Origin of the sequence: Gabonibacter massiliensis (genome assembly GCA_001487125.1) — a bacterium.
GTDB lineage: Bacteria > Bacteroidota > Bacteroidia > Bacteroidales > Marinifilaceae > Gabonibacter > Gabonibacter massiliensis.
On record LN913012.1, the window covers coordinates 455,997 to 479,365 of the forward strand.

15 protein-coding genes and 1 pseudogene are annotated in these 23,369 nt (G+C 39.4%); 10 read left to right on the forward strand and 6 right to left on the reverse strand.

The window, feature by feature from the left end:
- Positions 1 to 3: 3 nt before the first annotated feature.
- The 6 genes from BN3283_RS04215 to BN3283_RS04240 form a co-directional block, all read right to left on the reverse strand.
- Positions 4 to 3,447, reverse strand: a complete 3,444-nt coding sequence (locus BN3283_RS04215) for a DUF6079 family protein (RefSeq protein ID WP_147625537.1) — start codon at positions 3,445 to 3,447, stop codon at positions 4 to 6.
- 6 nt (positions 3,448 to 3,453) lie between these two features.
- Positions 3,454 to 3,903, reverse strand: coding sequence for a hypothetical protein (locus tag BN3283_RS04220; protein ID WP_059025747.1), 450 nt, complete (start codon positions 3,901 to 3,903; stop codon positions 3,454 to 3,456).
- Complete coding sequence (locus BN3283_RS04225; RefSeq protein ID WP_059025748.1) at positions 3,903 to 6,416, reverse strand: phosphoadenosine phosphosulfate reductase domain-containing protein; 2,514 nt, start codon at positions 6,414 to 6,416, stop codon at positions 3,903 to 3,905. The genes BN3283_RS04220 and BN3283_RS04225 overlap by 1 nt, the downstream gene beginning before the upstream one ends.
- A gap of 1 nt (position 6,417) precedes the next feature.
- Positions 6,418 to 6,621: a helix-turn-helix transcriptional regulator gene (locus BN3283_RS04230; protein ID WP_059025749.1), complete on the reverse strand. Its 204-nt coding sequence runs from the start codon at positions 6,619 to 6,621 to the stop codon at positions 6,418 to 6,420.
- Between the two features lie 371 nt (positions 6,622 to 6,992).
- Positions 6,993 to 8,255: a type II toxin-antitoxin system HipA family toxin gene (locus BN3283_RS04235; protein ID WP_059025750.1), complete on the reverse strand. Its 1,263-nt coding sequence runs from the start codon at positions 8,253 to 8,255 to the stop codon at positions 6,993 to 6,995.
- A 3-nt stretch (positions 8,256 to 8,258) separates the two neighbouring features.
- Complete coding sequence (locus BN3283_RS04240; protein WP_059025751.1) at positions 8,259 to 8,579, reverse strand: helix-turn-helix domain-containing protein; 321 nt, start codon at positions 8,577 to 8,579, stop codon at positions 8,259 to 8,261.
- Between the two features lie 479 nt (positions 8,580 to 9,058).
- Between BN3283_RS04240 and BN3283_RS14475 the strand changes: the two genes are divergently transcribed.
- The 10 genes and pseudogenes from BN3283_RS14475 to BN3283_RS04285 form a co-directional block, all read left to right on the forward strand.
- Positions 9,059 to 9,226 (forward strand): hypothetical protein, encoded by a 168-nt coding sequence (locus BN3283_RS14475; protein WP_154665523.1) that lies wholly within the window; start codon positions 9,059 to 9,061, stop codon positions 9,224 to 9,226.
- Between the two features lie 520 nt (positions 9,227 to 9,746).
- Positions 9,747 to 10,583: a helix-turn-helix domain-containing protein gene (locus BN3283_RS04245; RefSeq protein WP_059025752.1), complete on the forward strand. Its 837-nt coding sequence runs from the start codon at positions 9,747 to 9,749 to the stop codon at positions 10,581 to 10,583.
- A gap of 57 nt (positions 10,584 to 10,640) precedes the next feature.
- Positions 10,641 to 13,345: pseudogene (locus BN3283_RS04250) on the forward strand (PAS domain-containing hybrid sensor histidine kinase/response regulator).
- Positions 13,346 to 13,622: 277 nt separating this feature from the next.
- Positions 13,623 to 14,222, forward strand: coding sequence for an RNA polymerase sigma-70 factor (locus tag BN3283_RS04255; protein ID WP_070807453.1), 600 nt, complete (start codon positions 13,623 to 13,625; stop codon positions 14,220 to 14,222).
- A gap of 25 nt (positions 14,223 to 14,247) precedes the next feature.
- Entirely contained in the window at positions 14,248 to 15,429 is a 1,182-nt protein-coding gene (locus BN3283_RS04260; RefSeq protein ID WP_059025754.1) for a FecR family protein, read from the forward strand.
- A gap of 86 nt (positions 15,430 to 15,515) precedes the next feature.
- A complete protein-coding gene (locus tag BN3283_RS04265; RefSeq protein WP_070807447.1) occupies positions 15,516 to 18,962 on the forward strand; it encodes a SusC/RagA family TonB-linked outer membrane protein in 3,447 nt (1,148 codons plus the stop codon).
- Between the two features lie 18 nt (positions 18,963 to 18,980).
- A complete protein-coding gene (locus BN3283_RS04270; RefSeq protein ID WP_059025755.1) occupies positions 18,981 to 20,468 on the forward strand; it encodes a RagB/SusD family nutrient uptake outer membrane protein in 1,488 nt (495 codons plus the stop codon).
- A gap of 10 nt (positions 20,469 to 20,478) precedes the next feature.
- Positions 20,479 to 21,180: a DUF4843 domain-containing protein gene (locus BN3283_RS04275; RefSeq protein ID WP_059025756.1), complete on the forward strand. Its 702-nt coding sequence runs from the start codon at positions 20,479 to 20,481 to the stop codon at positions 21,178 to 21,180.
- 17 nt (positions 21,181 to 21,197) lie between these two features.
- Positions 21,198 to 22,769 (forward strand): PKD-like family lipoprotein, encoded by a 1,572-nt coding sequence (locus BN3283_RS04280; protein WP_059025757.1) that lies wholly within the window; start codon positions 21,198 to 21,200, stop codon positions 22,767 to 22,769.
- Positions 22,770 to 23,158: 389 nt separating this feature from the next.
- A partial coding sequence (locus tag BN3283_RS04285; RefSeq protein WP_147625538.1) for an ATP-binding cassette domain-containing protein occupies positions 23,159 to 23,369 on the forward strand: 211 nt, incomplete at its 3' end.

The following is a 23,369-nucleotide window of genomic DNA, read 5'->3' on the forward strand; positions in this document are numbered from 1 at the left end:
TACTTATGAATTTATTTTATCTAATACCCATTCACTGCTTGTTTCGCAAAGTTTTAACAATATATCCTTTGCTTCATCCAGTGAAGATATCTTTGATATTCTCTCTTTAGCTTTCATGCGTTTGTCAGCGATAATGTCCGAATTAACAATAGGAGACTCGGAGTTTCCTTGATTTGCAGGTTGAACAGGAACTGAATCTACTGACATAGTTTGTTCTAGTCTCCAGTTCTTTGCAGATGTTATGACTTCATCTTCAGTCCAATAGCCAACTGTTGATTCAAGATGGCTTGTAATATATTTTCTAACTTCATCTATTTCATTTTCTTGAATATTTACATACTCAATTTGCATCAAGAAATTCTCAAATCCATCATTAAATGCTGCATCAACATTAAGGATATTCTTGATCTCAATCCTCTGCTCTTCAATTAATGCCAATGTTTGGTTTACAAGAGCTGGATTGCGTAACTCTCGTTCCATACATATTTGCACGATATTATCAACTAATGTCTTTATGCCTTCACTTATAGTCACAGTAATAGGTAGACTGGCAAAAGCAGAAAGAGATGCATATTTTATTGTCCATAACGGATTATTCTTCTTAGCAAGAAAATCACCTGTTATGGCAAAACGAGCATCTTTCAAACTAGTAACATCTGAATAAGTATTACCTTTGTTGTTAAGCTTAAATAAGGATATCAATTCCTTGCATAATTTACCTTCTTCTGGAGTTTGGAACTTAAAATTTAGTTTGCTATTAGACTTATTATCATCCCAAACCTTAAATAATAGTACAATATCATCTATTAACGCATTTGCATCACGCGGTTTTCCCTGAGGATCAAATATTTTATTCACCCAAGGTCTTAAGGCAAAAGCCATAATGCCCATAGCTGCAAAACTGCTATAAAAACCGAATGGCGGCTGTGTCAATACAGAGAACTTTTCATCAAAGTTAAATGGCAGACTCTTATCTGCATATTTGATAATTTTATTTACTTTATCACATGCAGCTTTGAATGGGTGCTCATCAGATACATCTGACTTCCAATTCAGATTCTCGTCCAGGCAGTCTTGTATCAAATATTGAACAGGGCGCATTTGCTGATTGATACCAACAAACTCACTTTTTGTTATAGCAAAAAGGAAAGTTCTAACCATTTCTTTCGAGTTCTGCTGTTTCCAGAATGTCGATGGAGCTTTTTGCCTTAACACTTCATGAGCATCTGGCCCATATGGGAATATAATGGGGGCTATAGCAGAATTAACAATAGAGGACAGATGCTTAACTGAAATAGGCTGCTTATCTTCACCATTAATATATACAATGGCATTACTTCTTTGAACAGACTCCATCCACTCTTTTACCATAGCCATTGCATGATCCTTATGAACTTTCTGCTGATCTAAGAAGCCATGACTACTGGCACAAGCATAATTTGCTTGGAATTCAATAAACTGCTCATACTTGATGTCTGTCATAACCTCATCAAACACGATAAATACTATATTTTTTAAATTTTTATCGTCCTCATCAACAGAACATTTTTCAGCAAAAGTACGTAGCATAGCCAGCTCGGTATTATTTCGAGCTAAAAGTAAAGCAAAGAAAAGGCTACTACTTTTATTCTCTTTCTTACCATTTTTAATTTGACTACGCAATTGAGACTCATTTTGCACATCAGAATAGAATTTGAATGCAAATGGTCTAATGACTTTTTGCATAAATTTCTTTTCAAAAATCGTTTTTGCAACATCCGAGAAGTTAAGAATCTGATGTGTAAAACGATACTGCACGTTTCGCATTTCTGTTTTCTTCTCCTCGATTTCACCGGAAGGCAATGCAGTGAATTGGACAGAATATAAACCACCTGGTGCTCTTTGAATTATTCCATCTTCATTAAACCAATTGAGGATTTCATCAATATTATCACCATACGCAGTACCTGCAAATAATGACCGAATATTCTCTTCAGAAGGCGTTACAAGCCCGTTATTATTCTCACCTGAAACATTGTTAAAGGCATTCAGCAAAAGAATTCCCTTAAACACAGCAAAGTAATCACTTCCCATGCCACTTACTCGTTGCATGTATGAATTGTAGCGTTCTGTTACTGCACCATAGTTGGTAACATCGTCTTGGAATACTTTTAAGACATAATCCCAAAGATAATCAGCCGTAATAGTTTCTCCATTAAAGAAGAAGTCCTCATTATTTAGGAATGCTCTAATTGCATCATTTTGACCAAGGAATTCAAAAACACTTCTACTTGATGAGCCAACAACCGTGGCATAATGAGTCGCCAAATTTGCTGTTCCAGGATGCAATGGAAACAGATTATAGAGATCCTCTTTTGTTGATAAAGTATCATTACTTGTTGCTGTAAAGATCTCCAACAAATCAGGATTCATATTATAAAATGATTGACTCATTTTTGTATGGCGTTCCTTGTCTACAATCTCGAATTTACGAGACATAATTTTAAATGCAGACACAGACTCCATATTGTATTTCATGCGATGGTATCTACCATCAGTCTGTTTCAATTGCTCGGAGTCTATTCCATTGAATGCAGAAGGGTGAGAAATCAAGAACATATATGAATTGTTGTCCTCATTCATAAACTTCTCAGCCACATCTTGCAATTCCTTAAGTACAGGAACGCCAATAGGATCCGTCATTACATCAGTAAACTCATCCCATACAATTAGTAGTCCTTTATATTCTCCGAGTTCTACTAATTTGTTCTGTACTTCAATTAACCATTGCTTTAGATTCTCATTATTCATACGGACATCCAATCCTGCTGCTCGCAAAGTATCAGTCACGCGATGAAATGTTCCAAGATCGCTATCTGCGAGTTTGGAAATGAGTTGGTCTGTAGTTGTTGCAATTGAGGATAGAAGCGTATTAGTTTCTATTCTATGTTTCCAAATTTCTGGCTCTTTATTAATTTGATCTATATAATTCTCAAAATCGGTTGGCACACAAATATTGATACCCTTACTTCTCAATGTAGAAGTAACTGCCTTTTGAAGGACTAATGCAAGATCTGAAGTATGAGTCATAACGCCTAAACCATAAACCTTAACAGTTAATAGCCTCTTTTCTTCACGAAGTTTGTATATAGCTTGACGGATTGATTCAAATTTACTATCGCTATATTCATAGTCCACCCATCCACGAATATCATCTACAGAATCAGATAATAAATGGCTTATTACAGCGACTGCATGACTTTTTCCTGTTCCATAAGTACCGTTGATCCAAAACGACTTATGATTATCAATATCATTTCCCCGGACAGACTTTAATACAGTTCTTAAAACACTATTAAACTGTTCGTTAGGAATGAACGAAGTCCATTCTCCATCTTTTTCATCCGCAATGACATAGGCGGCTTTTCCGCCACGTAATTTTACTATATCGTCATATTTAGTAGCCATAGCCAACTATTGTTTTGTTAAAAATCGGGTTATGATGTTTTTCCTTATATATTCTCTGCTTTCAGCATCTTGCAATAGTTCCCAAAGTTCATCATCTAATTTTGCATACAATAAATTCTCTTTTAGATATTTCTCTGAAGGTGTTTTCACATTATATGGTGGACGATTTTCCTTTCGCCAAATTAAATGGTAAAAATCAGAAGAACTTAGATGGAAATATGGTAATATTATAGGTGTTAAACTTGTTTCATTATAATATCTAGCAAAGGCATTGTATATGTCTTTTAGATTATTGTCATTAAACATTATTTTATTCTCGCCCAAATACTCCAATGCAATACATTCGAGTATCGACAATATAAATAATGGCTTTGCAGCTGATCTGCCGGCAATGCTATTACCTCTTTTAATACTAAGTATTAAATCATTATATAAATTAACGTCAAAAGAATTCATTAGTCTAATAGGGCTTTTAACACAGTGATTGGAGTCAAATCTTCTCTTAATGTAATATGATCTAAGCCCATATTTAGTTCTGCGATTAATACTCGATTTTTTTCTGCAGATAAATATCTCAAACTTTTCATCAACTCGTTCTTTCCAATACCAAATTCTTTGTATGTACCGTATAACTCATCTGTGCGATACATATCAGAAACTCTAAACATTTTCAAGTCATTAAAATGAGCGTATTTATACAACGAATAAGCGATAGCCTCAGGACTCAAATCAACATATACTTCGCGCTTATATGCATTACCTTTTTCATCTTGAATAACACACTGTGAAAATTCCTCTCCTATAGGAGAGTATTTGAATGTTTGCATAAGAGCTTGAACTGCATAAGTGATAGTAGTTTCTTTAAATGTTTGCTGGAAATAATCAACGGCAAATTTATCTAAACTTTTGCGGGAGAATTCTGTCATATGAGTAATAGCCGTAATATACCACCTTACAAGCGGACTATTATATGCTAAGTTTATATATATAAGCTCCCACAAAAGTGTAGTTGAGTTTTTATTGATTTCAACACACATTGAACCAAACGGAGTTAAGTTGTTTTTATCATCAATAATTTCTGCATCTTTCAGCCAAGCTTTAAAGCTTGGGATTTGCTTTACTCCTAACAAATTATCTGTCCAGAAATCAGATGGTGAAGACAAATATTGATCGACCCATTCTTGATGGATTCCAAATGTTCCGTATTTCGAGATTTTCATATTTGATATATTGGTGTCTGTTGGTTTTAACATTGAATCAGCCACAATGCATCCGACATTATGGTACTCTAAACATTTATGGCAATGCGTACATAGATTCTTATCTATCTGAACTTCTGGATAGACTGATAATGCACCAGTAGGGCACTCTAACTCGCACGCTTCGCAATTTATACAATACGCCGTTTTGTTAATCATACGACGAAGGTAATATCGCAACTGAACATTATTGTTGTCATACAATATAAATGAATAATCATATTTGCTTTGTCCATAGCGAATTTCAAATTGAAAAATTTCTTTTTCAAACAACAACTCACCTGTCGTAATAGAATTTTTATCACTTATACTGTATTTACCAAGAGTGTAAAACCATGTTAATGCTTCCTTTTGAGAACTCTTAACTTTTACTTCCCATCTATTGGCTGATACTACATATTGAATAGATGTCTTAGATTGAGAAAATTTACCACTACCTCTCAATCTCCATCTTCTATCAGAAATATATTCTTCTTTATTGGGGATTTTTCTTTCATCTACAATTTTTTCTATTCTAGATAAAAATGGATGTAAATTTTCTGGATAACATTTATTTACAACCATATCATCCCAAGGAGAACCAAAAGGACATAAAATACATCCAACTCGAGGTTTTCCACATCTATATGCGTCATTAATGGGTAATTGATACCTGAATAAATATAAAAAAACTTCTGTTGTATTCCATCTTAAAATAGGGCGTGCATTAATAACAAAGCTATGTTTTACACCTTTGCCAATTCGGTTATAATCACTTCGCTTTGCAGACTCTTCTGCACGCACTCCTTCAAATGCTAAAAATTTTGCATTATTACGATAACCCTGTTTTAGCATACGATATAATGGGGCCGTCTTCATTACGGAACAACACCAACGATGCGTATCACTTGGAGTACCAATTTTATCCCAATAATTAAGCACCGACTCATGGTTGCGAGCCATCAAAAACTTCAGTGCAGGAAATTTCTGCTTATAATAATCCTGAACCTCTTCGTATAATCGCAAAGAAGGAGGCAGTTCATATCCAGTATCACTATAAATAACTTCAAAATCAGTAGGAGGAATAGCTCTTGTGCATAAATCAAGAACAACTTGGCTATCTTTACCTCCAGAAAAAGAAGCTATAAATCTATCGATTTTAGTAGACAGCAAAGCTTTTTTTCCCTCAGATTCTGCCAAATCTAAAGGCATAATATCAAAACTATCGCAATCTTGTTTTACAACAGCCATTTTCTTTTTACTTGATTTCTCAAGCTTATTAGCCATAGCTTCAAAATCCAATTTATTGACTGCTGCTTTATCGTATGTTTTATTTACCTTTGTATATTCTGTGTAAATATCCCTTATAAACTCAATCGCCTCATTCTCTAAAACAAACATCAAGTCCGAAGTTCGTTTTAGCATCTTTTGCATATCCACAGGAAGCAATACTGTTGGGACAATCCTATTTTCAAACTCAAGAGTCGGTTCTGTATATATATTAGCACCTTTTGCATCAAAAATATGCTTACCACGATAATAGTATTGTTTGTTGACAGCCCACATTATTGGTTCCTCACAATGAGGATACTCCCAACCATGTTCATTCAACTTTAACAAATCTAATTCTTCGTAGAACACTGGGCGTGGCGGCACGCCAACCGTACCGTCTACAATACGAGGATGCAACAACACTCCTCCCGTCTCTTCGTCCCACGTTATTTTGTACATCTTATTTTTCTATAATTACTAATTGTGATAGCTCAACATCAAGGAGTTTTGCTATCTTAATATATGTTTCCATTGTCGGTTGACAAGCATTAGTACACCACTTTGGTACAGTTGTTGGAGCACACCCTAATTGCTCAGCCAGCCATTTATTTGTTCTTTTCTTTTCCGCAAGAACAACCTTGAGTCTATTTATATCCTTATCCATAATAGGCTATTTAACATGCAAAGTTAATCAAATCCTTTAATATAGAGTGTACATTCAGAACTATTTAGTAAAAAATGGAATTAAATTAGCATTTTCCCCACCCTGCGCATTTTATTTCTACCACTATACGATATAATTGGATGCGAACCTACATCAAACAAAGATTTCCATTTACATGTTATTTTTTATTTATTCTATCAATGAATTTCACCTTTCAAAAAAATTATGCTGCACAAACATTATGTTTGCGCAGCATAATACAAAAACCCCAATCGTTTTTTCTTATTCAATCATATATAAATCAATATTATAGATTATTTTACTTGACAATTTGGCGCATTTTCGTTTGGTAATTTGGCACACGGTAATAGTTATTTCAACTTATATCGTTCATCCAACACTCCGGCAAACAGCTCCATCTCTCTCTCGGAAATCCCCAATCGTGTTGCCAGTTCGCGCCATTCTTTTACAGCTTCAATCACCTCCGAAATAATCTTTTCTGCTGTTTTGCGGTTTAGCATGTAGTCTTCGCAAGCATCCAGCAAAATACTCAGCTCTGCTTTATTAGAGGTTGATGAAACCAGCAGACTTTGATACTCATTCAAAGTGGGGTTCATGTCGTATGCAGGAGAAAGTGTCCAACCTTTTGCTGTCAAAAGAAAACCGTGATTGCGAAAATGGTCATCGCTATTGCCAATGCAGATATTGAAAGCTATGCGGCGATAAAGTTCCTCCAGATTGTCTTCTACATTCGTACAATTCTGGATTATGAAATCGACTATATCCAGATAGCCGTGTCTTGTAGTTGCGTTGTCGCCGTCATTGAGCCCCAATAAGGTCATGGCAGAAGCAAAATGAATCCGTTTCCCGTGTTGTGTTCTGTCAAAGCGTTGCGAAAGCAGCGTGTGATATCTTTCTCCGGTAGCAAGTACTTTAGTTTTCGCAGCATTTACACCGGCTTTTGCGGCAAGAAGATGGCTGAAATGTTCCCAAAGTCCAGCATCGTAATCATCCTTACGTGAAGGGAATTTGGCTATATAAAGCGTTTTGTCCGAGTCTATCACACTGGCTTTGGGTCTTGCGCCACCCAATGAAGAACCCGGCTGTACGAGTTGAGCAACCCATTTCCTGTCAGGAAGAACATTCCCCTCTTCGCTTTTCTCAATTTCCGCACTGGCAGCAATCAGCTCCCTTATATCAGTCAGAGGCGGGATTTTCAACGACTCACTTATATTTATAAATTCTCCGTCTTTTGACTCCTTGAAACGGAAAGCCCCCATTCGGGAAAAGTCCTCGATACCAGTCAAAAAATCAAAAGAAGACAGTCTCCGTACCGGTCGTTTCTCTTCCATCGCAGCAATCTGCTCACGACGCAACAATAATGTCCGTCCCCAACGATCCGGCAAAGTATCAGAAAAACATCCGAATATATCTTTTTCCGGTTGTGTGTATTGCTGACCTGGATAGTTATTCAAATCATCGCTCAAAAACAAAGCTCCGTGTTTCTTCAGCCATTCATCGCTGAAAGTAAAACAATAGCTGTCCGAGCCACGAATAGATTCATAGCCTAATTCGCCAACGAGTTCTGTCTCGTTGAGCCAATCAAAATCGGCATATACATATAGTGTTTTCATCGTTTACTCCTTTTTTGAAGCTCGCCTCCTTGTCTTCAGACTCAAATCCTGCAAAGCTTTTCCCAACTTGTCTTCCTTTGCCAGCCACAGAATATCATCGTCAAGCTGTAAAGCATATAGCACTCGCAAATAGATTCCGATTGCTACTGTCGGCACACCTTTTTCTATTCGGGATACGGTCAACGGAGAACAGGTGGCACGTTCAGCCACCTGAGCCACACTCAGATTTCTGCGCAAGCGAGCCAGTTTAATCTGCTCTCCCACAACCGACATCTTTTGCTCCAATTTTCGAGGAAGTTTGGTTCCCATTGTATTCTTTGCCATAATCAACTCATCATATAATATGCAAAGATATTACTTTTTATCTATTTAATGATGTATTGCAGGTAAAAAATCACAAGATTAGAAGAAACGCTTGACCAAGTACAATATAACGGTTATACACTTTTCCAAACGAATCCTATGTTTATAAAAGTTACAGCAGCTTCCGACAACCATCTTGGGGAAAGTGTGTAAAACAAGATAATTTTGCTTTGGAGAAATATAAACGCTATTATATTGTTTATAAGTGCCAATATATCCGCACAACAAACAATATGTTCTTTGTTGCGTAAACGCATACGATTCCTCCACACAACATATATTCAAGATTAGTTTGCCATTCAAATGAAAAACAACTTTACTTTATCCCTGTATTTATATCTACGTGAATTAAAGTAAAGCTAACAGAGGGAGAAAAAGAGATGGCTTCGCCATGACTGAGTCAAACCAGACCTCAGACTTTCTCTTTTGGCTGCGAAAATATGAGTAACCTGAGTGTGAAGATTGAGCAAAATACGACTCAAAGCAAGATTCGTCCTTGCCAAGCCACAAAAGGCAGCCAGAAAATCCGTGAACCTATCTACGATTTTGCAGCCACAATCGGAGAAATAATCACCGATATGCCTTATCTTTGCAAAACGGAGATTTAAGAGCAAAAGTGAGCGATTTTTCTCTTTTTCCCTTCGTTTGAAGACAAACTAAGGTTAAAAGTGTTAAATCTTCGATTTTCAGCGAAAAAACAAGTAATTTTTTGAGCATTCTATCATTTATATTGTAAACTACTGATAATCAATTATTATAATATGCTGCATCGGCAAATAACCTCATGGTATTGAATTGAAGAGGAGTGAAAGACGTCGGTTAAAGACGGGGTATGTTATCGCTAAGGTTTAAAATATGGATAAGGGGTGTTTGAGTTTATAGGGTAGATGTAAATGTTAGAATCGGTGAGGGGTATAGATCGTGTGAGCAAGTGTTTTTATGTTTCCGGTCTTCTCGTTTGCTGGTCGTTTCTCGGATTTAGTGTATGAGAGGGAGAGGGCGATTTCGTGGTTTTGATACTGAAATTAATTATTCGCGTTCAATCTCGATTGCAAGACCTGTAATTAACATATGGATGTTGTACATTTGTGGCGTTTACTAAATTACAAAAGGACGATAACAGATTGAATGAGTGATATCTTTCATATATATACCGATATTTCATTTCTTCCCGTAAATGAACACGAAGCATACTTGAAGGAGGGATTCGGCGGGATTTGTACTGCGGGCACAGCGATAATAGAGGTTTTTTCGGTGCGTCGCCAAATATCCAAAAATGATATTGTGACGATTTTACCGTTGCAATTGGCATCGATCCACCAGATCAGCGACGACTTTTCCATGACCTTTTTTAAAGTCGATAAAGTCATGTTTTTAGATATAATGAGTGGTTTGGGTAAAATAACTCCTGACTTTTTCTTTTATATGCGGAAAAATTTTGTGTACGCTTTAAATGATGGGGAGACCCAACGGTTCCTCGGTTTTTGTCATGTACTTGCTTTCAGAGGTCGCAATGACGATCCTGTTTTTTGCCGGGAGACGATTTTGCATTTGCTGAGAATCTACTACTGGGATTTTTATGTATACTTTCAAAGGAGGACGGGCGATAGCAAGAATCCTCCTCTGAATTCCAATAAGGAGAATATTGCCTTTAAGTTTGCCATGTTGGTTTCCGAACATTATAGTTTACACCGGGAGATTGCCTTTTATGCTGATAAGTTGTGTATATCTCCTGTGTACCTGACCAAGGTCGTTCAAGAGATGAACGGTCAGTCTCCTTATAAGGTGATTGCAGATTATGTGATTGTGGAAATAAAGATGTTACTCAGAAATCCGAACTTTGGAATAAAAGATGTGGTCGGAAAGACCGGTTTTTCCAACCAATCTTCGTTGAGTCGTTTTTTTCGCCAGCATACGGGGATGTCCCCGTCGGAATATCGACGTACCGTCCATGTCATACGCTAAACGAGAAATAGGCGACATGATATAGCATAAAAAGATTATAACATGAAACAAAACGAAATGATCCCTGTCGAAAAAGAGGAAAAGTCTTTAGAAGTAGAGTTCTCCGAATTATTGACGGAACAAATCCTGTTCCCGGAGAGCGTTTATGTCCATTTGCCGATGGGGGTTGAAATTTATGATGTAAAGGGTGTTTTGCGTGGTATCAACTATCGGGCACAACATATGTACGGAATCGATGACTTACGTGCGGTGATAGGCAAGGTCAATCTTTTCGACAGTCCTTATGTCGATGAACAACTTAAGATGAGGATTCGGTCGGGAGAGGATATTGTGCTGGAGTTCGAGTATGATTTCGACCGGGTGAACAGGGAATATTTCTCGACCCGTAATAAAAATACGATTATTTACGAAGTTAAGGTTGTTGCCATACGGAATAAAAAAGGAACTATTCTCGGGCATATGTTGCTTACCAATGATGAACGGCAACGAAGGAGGCTGAGTTCCGTACCGAGGAAGGTAAAAAAAATTTGGAAATGGCCATGGATGCCGCCCATATGTCTTCTTGGGTATACGATGTACAGAGGGAAGTTTTTAGTCCCTTGCATGGAGATACGATAGTTGAGGATGCCATGTCGTTGGAAGAGTTACAAAAGATATTGCACCCTCAAGACCGTATGCCGTTGGAGCAGCTTTTCAGACAATTGATAAACCGGGAGATTTTATATGGACAGATAACTTTGCGTTTCTATCATAAACGGAAGCAGCAATATCGCCATTACGAGAGCCGGATGCGGCTTTCCTCCGAGCTCCGGGGTAAATTACTTATCGTGGGCACTCAACTCGATGTGACGGAAAGAATACAAATGGCTAAACGGGCGGAAGGCTTGATTGCAAAACGGGAATTGGCTATGCGGGTTAGTAATATCGTTCATTGGGATTTCGATGTACGGATTCAGAAATTCGAATCTTATAACGATCCTGTTAACGATTATGCTTCCGACAAGCTATTGACGATTGCGGAGTATTTGAACGTAATTCATCCCGAAGACCAGTCATTGGCCTACGATACCATACAATCCATGTCGTTGGGTAAGGAGCTCAATATTAATTTTACCTGTCGTATGCAAACGAAACATGATGATTCGTGGCAATATTGTAACATTATAGGGGTACCTTTCGAGTATGGTGAGAGTGGTGAGGTTATCCGGTTTACCGGATTCCGGCAAAATATCTCGAAACTTCACCATTTGAACGAAGAGTTGAAGGAACGGAATTATAAAATGGAATTGACGTTTAAAACGGTGGGTATGTCTTACTGGGATTTCGATGTGGAGAGTAAACAATACCGTGCGTTTAATGATCCGGTCAACGATTTTCACCCGGATAAGGTGATTTGGCCGGAAGACTATGTGAATGCGGCCCATCCGGATGATATGGAGCGTGTTAAAAAGAATATTGAAAGTATGCTTCAACGAATCGATAAAGAATTCAGTTTCCAATACCGTTCCAAAACCAAATGGGATCAGGAGTGGCAGACTCTTATTATTACCGGTATTCCTGTTGAAAAGAATAAAAAAGGGCGTATAACCCGTTATACCGGTATTGCTTTCAATAATACGAAATGGGAAAAAATGACTCGGGAATTAGTGGAGATGAAAGAAAAAGCAGAGCTTTCCGATCGGCTTAAATCCGCCTTTTTAGCCAATATGAGTCATGAAATACGTACTCCTTTGAATGCTATCGTCGGATTTTCCGAATTGATGGTGAGTTGTGATGACCCAGCCGAAAAAGAGGAATATATGAGTATAATCGACTCCAACAATGAATTGTTATTGCGGTTGATTAACGATATCTTGGATCTTTCGAAAATCGAGTCCGGTATCCTCGAGCGTAAAAGAGAGAGGTTCGATTTGGCGAAGGTGTGTAATGAATTATATCTGATGATCCAGTCGAAGATTACTAATCCGAATGTCGAATTCCGGATGGATAAGGGACCGGAATGTCAGGTTTTTTTAGATCGAAACCGTTTGAAACAGGTCTGGATGAATTACCTGACTAATGCGGTCAAATGTACCAGATCAGGGTACATAAAGATGGGATATTCTGTCGAAAGGGGAGGTGTTCGTATATATGTTGAAGATACGGGTGCGGGCATTTTAAAGGAGTTACAGGACCGGGTGTTTTGTCGTTTCCAGAAACTCAATGAGTTTGCGCAGGGGACGGGGTTAGGGTTGGCTATTTCCCGAGCCATTGTCGAGGCTGCGGGTGGAGAAGTGGGATTTACTTCCGAGTATGGGGTCGGATCGACATTTTGGGCTTGGTTGCCATGCGAGATCGAGATACGGGAGAATACCGATTGGACAGATCGACAGCTTACAGGACAACGATCCATTCTTAATACGGGCGATGAAAAAGAGTTGAAGATCTTAGTTGCTGAAGACAATGACGGTAACTATTTGTTGGTGGAACGTATCCTTAAAGATTATACTCTTACCCGGGTGTTGAATGGTGTAGATGCCGTAAAGAAGATCCTCGAAGAGAAGTTTGATCTTGTTTTTATGGATTTAAAGATGCCGATCATGGGAGGTTTGGAAGCCACGCGCAAAATCCGTGAATTCAATACCCAAATTCCGATTGTTGCTCTTACGGCTAATGCTTTTGATTCCGATCGAGTTAGTGCTATTGAGGCGGGATGTAATGCTTTCCTTGCAAAACCCGTGAAAAGGAGTCAGTTGCTCGAACTATTTTCAAAAAAATGGTAAGTGGTGATATACAAGTTAAGAAGGACGAATTGTGTCGTCCTGGAGAAGAAGCTGAAAATAATTGACGGTTTGTAATTGTTTTTCCAAGCTTATTCATTTATTGAAAGTAGGGTTATTCATGGCCCTACTTTTTTGTGTCGTATTTTTTGGATATTTGCAATATATGTTTATTTTTGGATTTTCAATCTGGAATAAATTTTTAGGAAAAGAAAAACAAAAGGGTCAGCTCAAAGGTTATTTGTGTGTCAAATGTGAATTCACGTTTATAGATAGTTGGATGATTAACAGTTATTCAGATGATAAGGAACTGCAATGTTCTTTGAGAAGGGGTACGATTTCAGCTTTCGTGTATATCTACACCACGTATTACGATGCGTTATTAAATTATGCTGATCGTTTGTTAAATGATGTGGAAACAGCCCGGGATGTGGTTCAACAGGTATACTATAAGATCTGGGAAGGCCGGGCCGCATTGGCAATTACTCTTTCCGTTAAGGCCTATCTTTTTAAATCGGTTTATTATGGTAGCCTGAATACGTTGGCTCATAAAAAAAATGTTAAGAAATACGAACGGGAACAATTGTCGGATTTCTATTTTTCTACTATCATACAGTCGCCGGAGGTTGAAATGGAATTATGGTCATCCGATATCGGCCGGGCTTTGCAGGAGGCTATAGATTCTTTACCGGAGAGATGCCGGGAAGTATTTTTATTGAGCAAGGTAGAAGGATTGAAAAACAGGGAAATTGCCGAGCGGTTAAATATTTCCGAAAAGACCGTGGAACGTCATATGTCTATAGCATTGAGTAAGTTAAGAGAAGATTTAGATTGGTTACTTCAGTTGATTTTGTTTTTTTCTTTTTTTCATTGGGGGTAAAATCATTTTTAACTGTCTTTGGGGCATGAAGACAGAAAAGATGGAGTTCAAAAATTTGGATATAGATCGGTTGTTGGTTCGTATTTTGTCGAATCGAGCGGATCGGAAGGAGATTATTTCCTTTTTCCAGTGGATAAACGAGGAAGGAAACCGGGAGTATTTCGAAAAATTCAAAAAAGTATGGCATTTGACTTCGGGGATACATGTTAACCGGAGATTATTAGAGACCGGATTAGAGGATTATCGTCTTTTTATGGAAAAATCTTTGCGGCGGAAGCGACAACTGAGACGGGTCGTGTGGCAGGTGGCATCGGTGATCGTGATTGGATTGATAGGTGTCGTTTCGGTTATTTGGTTGCATAGAGATACGATGCCGAAGGAGATGATGAAGGTAGGACGGGATAAAGCGGTTGTCCTGACCTTATCCGACGGAAGGGAGATCGACGTGATGCAGGATTCTTTGTTGGTGATAAAAGAAATAGGGACATCTGCCCAGCTGCATACAATAAATCAACGTAGAATCGTGTACGAGAGGCAAGATACTTCGGAGTTTATCGATTCTGCCGAATTGATCTATCATGAGATTAGCGTGCGTGCGGGAGAGCGTTTTTTCGTGCAGTTGTCGGACGGGACGAAAGTATGGCTCAATTCGGAGAGTTCATTGCGTTATCCGGTTGGTTTCAGCAACGTGAACCGGGAAGTTGAGGTTCAGGGAAATCTCTACTTTGAGGTGGTAAAAGATTCGACTCGTCCTTTTATTGTCGTTACTCAAGAGATAAAAACCGAGGTGTTGGGGACCTCTTTCGAGATTAATACATACGGGGATAAGGACGAAGTGAGTACAACTCTCGTGGAGGGGTGCGTGAGGGTATACGCGGGTAACTGTATTGAAACGATTTATCCCGACCAGAAATTCCTTTTTCATACGAATAGCGGCAAATTCGAGATTCTGAAGGTGGATGCTGCTAATAAGGTACGGTGGAAGGATGGTATTTTAGTGATCGATAACGAATCGTTTGACAATCTTGTCCGGAAATTGGAGCGTTGGTATGGTATAGATATTCAAAATAATACCGGAATTGTCTTTACCCAATCGTTTAGCGGAGAATTTGATCGGGAGCATGTCCAGCATGCCATTGAGACTATTTGTGAAAATCTGAATATTTCTTATTCTATGGAAGAAGGTAGAATTTTTTTGAGCAGATAACAAAAGGAGTATCCGTCGTGCGCCAACACATTTAGATACTCCTGCTGTTAAGCGTGTATTTAATATAAACTTAACTTTACAAAATTATGAAAAAAAAGCGGTATTCTCTGTCCGCGTCGATAAAAAATGTCTGTTGGATATTTTTATTGACTTTCTTATGGACAAATTTATTGTGCTTTTCGGCAAAAGGTAATCCGATCGAGCCCCAGCGGGTGACCTTGGATTTGAAAGATGTTTCTCTTTCTATGTTGTTTCAGGAAATAAAGAAACAGACCTCTTACAAATTTTTTTATAACGACGAGCAGGAAAAAGCATTAGGAAAAATTTCGGTCTCCGTAACGGATGAAACCTTAGACAAGGTATTGGATAAGGTATTTGAAGGGACGAAATATACCTATAAAATTTCGGGTGAACAGGTGGTTGTTGTCTCTCGAGAGAGTGTACAAGCGACTACAGAGAAGCAAATTAGAATTCAGGGAAAAGTAACGGATGAAAAGAAAAATCCTATTCCCGGTGTAACGGTTGTGGTAAAAGGGACAACTTTGGGAGTGTCTACGACTGCCGATGGAAATTACGTGTTGACCTTGCCTGAGATGAAGGATTTTTCATTGGTTTTTTCTTTTATCGGAATGGAAACTCAGGAGATTAAGTACGCGGGGAAAGATACGATCAATATCGTGATGAAGGAGGAGGATGTGAAGTTGGAGGATGTTATTGTAACGGGTTACGCGAACGTGAAGAAATCCAGTTTTACCGGTTCGGTTACTCAGGTAAAGAGAGAGGAGTTGATGAAGGTGGGAACCAGCAACGTGATGGATCTGCTTCAGGTGTTTGATCCCTCTTTGAGAATCGTGAAAAACAACGAGATGGGATCCGATCCGAATACGTTGCCGGAATTTTACGTGCGCGGCCGGTCTGGAATTTCGCAAGTGAAAGAGCTGGATAAATTGCAAGCCGGGGATGTTTCCGAATTCGCGTTGTCCACGAATCCGAACTTGCCTATCTTTATTTTGGACGGATTTGAGGTAAGCGTGGAAAAAGTGTATGACCTCGATTTAAATAGAATAAAGGATATCAACATTTTGAAGGATGCGGCTGCTACTGCTATTTACGGTTCTCGTGCGGCTAACGGTGTAATTGTGATTGAAACGGTTCCTCCCGCTCCCGGGGAAATGCGTATCTCTTATAACGGAAACTTGGATATCACGGCTCCGGATTTGAGCAGTTACGATTTGATGAATGCGGAGGAGAAACTGGCTGCAGAGTGGGCTGCCGGATTATTTCAACCGAGATTACAAAACTTGGGTTCCGTAAGTGAAGAGTCCGAGTTAAACTCTTTGATGGGATATTATATAGAGAAAAGAAATCGGATTTTACGGGGTATCGATAATTATTGGTTATCTCAACCGTTGACCACGGAGGTGAATCATAAACACAGCGTGTATGTAGAGGGCGGTACCGAAAGTATCCGTTTCGGCGTCGAATTGCGTTACGACAAACAAAACGGGGTTATGAAGGAATCCTATCGTAATCGTGTCGGAGCCGGATTGACGTTGGATTATCGTTACAAAGGATTGCAAATAAAGAATCAGATCAATTACGACATGGTCAAAGCGAAAGATTCTCCTTACGGTAACTTCAGGGATTACACCAGTAAACAGCCTTACGACCTATGGGCTGATGAAGAGACCGGAGAGATGCTTCAGAATACGACTCAGTGGGGTAACTATGGCGGTAGCTCCAAAAATCCTTTGTACGAAGCTGTACTCGGTAATTTTAGCAAGAACGGCTATAAAGAGTGGACCAATAATCTCTCTTTAAATTGGTATATCAACGATTATTTGTTAATTAAAGGACAGTTGGCGCTGACACTTAAGGAAGCTAATACCTCTTCTTTCACGGATCCTCTTTCCGGAACTTACGGTAGGGAAGATCTTTTCAAAAAAGGGGATTTGTATTTGTCGGAGACCAATACCAATACGTTAAATGTTAATTTGTTCGGTGCTTACAACCGGTCTATAGGAAAACACAATATAAATTTCAGTATGGGTATTAACCTCCGTACGACTAAGGATGAGTATTCGAATTCTCATTACAGAGGTTTTCCGGATGCAGAACGGCATGAACCTGCTTACGCTTATGAAGTCGTGACGAAGCCTTCTTTTTCGGATAACGAGACGCGGTTGTTAGGTGGTTTCGCCACGTTCAATTACAGTTACAATAACATTTACCTATTGGACGGATCTTATCGTTTTGACGGATCTTCCGAATTCGGAGCGGATCGTAAATGGGCTCCTTTTTGGTCGGCCGGAGCCGGAATAAACATGCACAATTACGATTTTATGAAGCAGCTTAACTTTGTCTCCTTGTTGAAATTGAAAGGAAACGTGGGAGAGACCGGTAAGGCTAATTTCCAACCCTATATGGCGAAAAATGTTTGGGATGTGATGTTGGACGACTGGTATCCGACCGGAATCGGTGCGGCTCCGATGGCAATGGGTAATAAAGATTTGACTTGGGAAAGAACGCTTTCGTGGAGTATCGGTGCAGAAGTAGGTTTGTGGAATGACCGGATTCAATTCGATATCGATTATTACAACAAAACAACCAAAGACGGTATTACCGAGGTTTCTCTTCCTTCTTCTTCCGGGTTTAAGACTTACATGGATAACATGGGAGAGATTCAGAACAAGGGAGTGGATGTTGTGTTGAATGTACGTGCTTATACTTCGAAAAATTTGGATGTGAATCTTTTCGCGAACTTATCTCATAACAAGAATAGGATTACCAAAATTTCGGATTATCTGAAACAGTATAACGAGCGGGTGAATGATTACTACGAGGAGTATAATCATGAGAACTATACGGGTTCTTGGGTATTACAGATGAGCAATAGCAATAAGGAGTATGCCAAACCTCTTTTGAAATACGAAGAAGGGGCTTCTTTAACAGCTATTTACGGAATGAAATCCTTGGGTATTAACCCGGCAAACGGTAAAGAAATATATCAAAAACGAGACGGTACCATTACTTACGACTGGAGTCCTCAAGAGCAACAGGTAATTGGAGACGAAGAACCCACCGCTCAAGGAGCGTTCGGAGTGAATGTCCGTTATCAAAGATTCACGTTGTATACTACGTTCTTGTATGAATGGGGTGGGGATAAATACAACCAAACCTTAGTCGATAATGTTGAAAACGTGAATTTGAATGATTATAATGCGGACCGGCGCGTGTGGACCGATAGATGGCAACAGGTGGGAGACGTGACCCCGTTGAAAGCTATTCAGGATCGGTATTACGTGACGCGTGCCACTTCTCGGTTCGTGCAAAAAAACAATTATGTGACTTTCAACTCTTTATCTTTAGCTTATGACTTTAATCCGACTTTGATCAACAGGATTGGTCTCAGTATGTTAAGATTACAATTTAACATGAAAGATATAAAGACGTTCTCTACGATAAAGCAGGAGATGGGATTATCCTATCCTTTTGCCCGCACCTTTACGTTCACGTTAAATGCCAGTTTTTAATGCTAACAAAGAGAGATTATGAAAAGAATATGGATTTTTATACTATTACTCGGGTTTTTGACCTCTTGTAATGATTTCTTGGATGTAACGTCCGACACGGAACTTGTCGAAGAGGATTTGTACTCGGATATTACAGGAGTAAGAATGGCGGTAAACGGTGTTTACAAGTCATTGTCTTCTACCGATTTGTACGGTAAGAATTTGACATGGGGGTTCGCCAGTGCTATCGGACATAATTATGAGACCAGCAGTACGACTTATCTGCCGACCTCTTTATATTACGCGGCTCAATTCGATTGGGAGAATGCCGAAGACGTTACGGAGCAAATCTGGAGTAAAGCCTATAATACTATTGCGGCTTGCAATGACATCATTCAACACGTTGAAGGGAAAGACACCACTTTCTTCGAACTCGGAAGTATCGAGAGAGACATGATATTGGGAGAAATGTACGGTGTTCGCGCCATGTTGCACTTCGATATCTATCGTCTTTTTGCACCGGCACCTGTTACGAATTATACCGGAACAACGATTCCTTACGTGACCACCTATCCTGATCATCAACCGGTACATAAAAGTGCCGAAGAGGTGAAGGCTTTGATCATCGAGGATATGGAACGCGCCAAGGCTCTATTGACTAAAGTGGATACCGTTTTTTGCGTGTCCTGGTGTAAATCGACTTCCGCTCGCTTACGTCAACCGGGTTCTTGGTCGACTGCTCCGCCAAACGACTTTTTCAGCTATCGCGGTCATCGGATGAATTATTGGGGAGCTACGGCATTGTTGGCACGTATGTATATGTACATGGGAGACGAGGATAATGCCTACAAAAATGCATCGATCTGCTATAGTTTCCATCAACGGAACTGGTTTCAATGGACCTCTGCTTCTTACTTGGGGTTGATAACGGATAAAGATTACATTTATCCGAAAAAACCGGACGAAATCTTTATGGCTTTCTCCAATAATAATAATTATGAGAATTGGGAGAATACGATCGGAACGAGTAACTATGCTTTTCGTATGAAAAATATGTCAGACCTATTCAAGGGGGATGAAGATGATTATCGACTGGTCGGGTATTACAATCGGTACGGTTACCAGAGGTATCTGACCTGGATCAGACCTGCCGGAACTTCTTATACGGCTACTTCTACAGCAGAGAATCAAGGTCCTTACCTTCCGATTATCAGTTTCCCGGAGATGTACCATATCTTGATCGAGTGTATGATCAATAAAAATCAGATTGCTGATGCTGTCGGATTGTTGAATACGATCAGACAAAAAAGAGGAGCTAAAACGACTATTCCGGAAACGATAGCTGCCGACCAACTGAAGGAGAGGTTAGTGACGGATATTATCCGGGAGACCTTGACTATGGGGCAGACCTTCTATATGTTTAAACGGTTGAACCGGGATATTTTCAACGGAGAGGAAAATATAAAGATGAGTTCGGAAAAATGGACTGTCCCATTACCGCAAAGCGAAACAGATTATCAATTCTAATGCAGAAATTATGAAAAAAATATACACGTTATTACTTGTAGTCGTTTGTTTTGGGATGACACTCTCTTGTAACAGGGATGACATCATGCTATACGACTCCAGCGATTATATTCAGTTCGTCAAACGTCTTACTGATTCTTCGACATGTTCTTTTTTAGCTTATCCGAACGATAATCAACTGCGTTTTCCAGTGGTTGTCGAGGTTATAGGTAAGCCCTCTACGCGGGATCGGAATTATAAGATTACAGTGGCCGACGAATACACGAATGCTACGACGGCTAATTATGATTTGCCTGCCAGTTTTGTAATGAAGGCCGGAAAGGTGATCGATACCTGTTGGGTTACGTTTAAGAAAACGGACGAACTTAAAACCGAGGCTTTGAGATTGGCTTTAAAATTGGAAGCGACGCCTGATTTCATGTTGGGGCAAACGGATTGCTTGGGAAACATTCTTTATGTCACCAATAAGGTATCCAAACCGGATTGGTGGAATTCGACCGTGACCGGTAGTTACCTGGGAGATTATTCGGATAAAAAGTACACCTTGTTTATTCAGGAGACCGGTGTTGCGGATTTGGACCCGAATAATGCGGATGAATTGCGTTATTACACGATTATATTTAAAAACTATCTGTTGAGGGAGAAAGATAACAATCGTACGGTAAGGGAAGAGGACGGAACAGAAATGACGGTTAACCTGATAGGTGGATGATTTTAAAGATTTGAATTATGAAAATAAGAATAGTAATTATAGCATTGTGGGCGTCTTTATTGGCCGCTTGTTATGAAGATAAGGGAAATTATGATCTTGTGGATTACAACAAGATTACAATTGCCACGGTTGCAGCAGAAACAAAAACTACGGTTGTATTAGGCGAGTCCGTGAAGATAACTCCTAAAATAACCTGGAAATACCCGGAACGGGACACGACCGAGAGTGCGTTCGATTTTGTTTGGGTGCATACCTGGGGTGGCGATACCATAGCTAAGACCCGGGTATTGGAATACACCCCGGATGAGTGCGGTAATTTTCCTTGTTATTTGTATGTTACGGAAAAAGCGACCGGAGTGGTCACCCGTTATCAAACTTCTGTAACGGTACAATCTCCTTATTTGAAGGGTTGGTTTATTTTAAGTGAGAATGGGGGTAAAACCAATTTGAATTTTGTTCGTCGTGATTCCTGGAAAGACGACGATAATAAAACCCATTATTATTGGACCGATTTTATCGATTTGTACTCACAGTTGCATCCGAATGATCCTTTGGCTTCCGAAGTTCCTGTGAGATCTGATGTATATGTAGTTGGTAACGAGGAAGATGAGGTCGTTGTAATTTATGAAGGAGGAAGGGCCAGCGTGTTGAACGGTTTGGATTTCTCGAAAGTATTGGAAATTAAAGATGAATTCCCCGGAGGGGCTTATCCTGTCGGGTTCGAAGCCAAACAATTTATCCGGGGCGGGTATTGTGATTTCGTATTAGGAACCGACGGAAAACTTTACTGGAGGAAAAATGCAAACTCTACGGAAATGAAACATGAACAGACGTTTATGGACGTGGCTGTTTATTTTCCCGGTGGAGGAGCGGATATTTCCGAATTTTTCAATATTAACGTATATGCGGCTAATTTTATTTTGGGATACGACCAGCTTCATAAGAGGTTTGTAGCTTGCTACACGAGTTTCAACTCCGGAAACTCCTATTTGGGAGGAAAAATAGATATTATTAATCCGGTAGATCCGACCACGTTTGTCGATATACTGAATCTGGAGGGGTATAAATTACTCTATTGCGGAGATTTCACGGACGGGACGAATTACGTGAATATTTTGAAACAGGAAAGTACGGGTAAGTATTTGATGCAAACGTATAAGTTATCCGGAGGGTATAATAGCCTAAGTGTAACGAATGCTTCTCAGGAAGAATTTGCCGGTAGCGATAAAATTTCCGATAATACCGTATTCTGGAAATTGCGTAAAGCTTCTTACCTCTATTTCGGAGAAGGTAACCGGTTGTATTTCTACGACATGAGTACGAAAGCGGTGAAATTATATGCTTCTCTTCCGGACGGCGGTAATATTACCCATTTGATGGAGAGTCCGTCATCTGGTGGCGACTATCTGTTGGGGGTTGCCACTGATAAGGGTTATTTCTACCTGATCAATGCTACCGATGCCGAAATCTTGGGTTCTCCGGATCCCGGTGCTGTCGGTATTCAACACGAGGTGTCAGGATTGGGGAATATTAAGAGTGTTTCCTGGAAGTGGGGTGGTTACTTTAATTTAGTATTTGATCGTTATTAATGAGTATTTGTTTTGGATGTGGATTTAAAATCCACATCCAAAATTTTAAAATGCGGGACGTTTTTATACGTCGTGTGTGTATTGTGTAAAATCAATAATTATGAGGATGATCGATAAGTGTTCTCTCCTGTTAATAGCATTATTGCTGGTCTTCGGAGAGAACGGCTGATCGGTTAATGGATGAGTAGCGTTATCAAGCACATGGTAAGGATAAGGCGGTAGACGAACAAGTACCGATGCTACCACGTCGCCTTACGAGTATATGTCGTATAAGATGCATAAGTTGTTGAATAATAAATAATTGGTTTTGTGTTGGTTTTTTGTGAAAAGTTTATCGTTTTTCTCGAGACGAATAACACGTGAGTTATATATTAAAGTAAATCTATTGTATGGAAGAATCGATTGTAAAAGTAGAAAATTTGTCTCATCGTTACACGATCCAGTGGGCGATCCGGGATATCAATTTCGAGATCACCAAGAACGGTATTTATGGCCTGTTGGGTTCCAACGGCGCGGGCAAGTCGACCACGATGAATATCATGTGCGGTGTCTTGCGTCCGACGGAAGGAAACGTTTATATCAAGGGAGTGAGTATCCGGG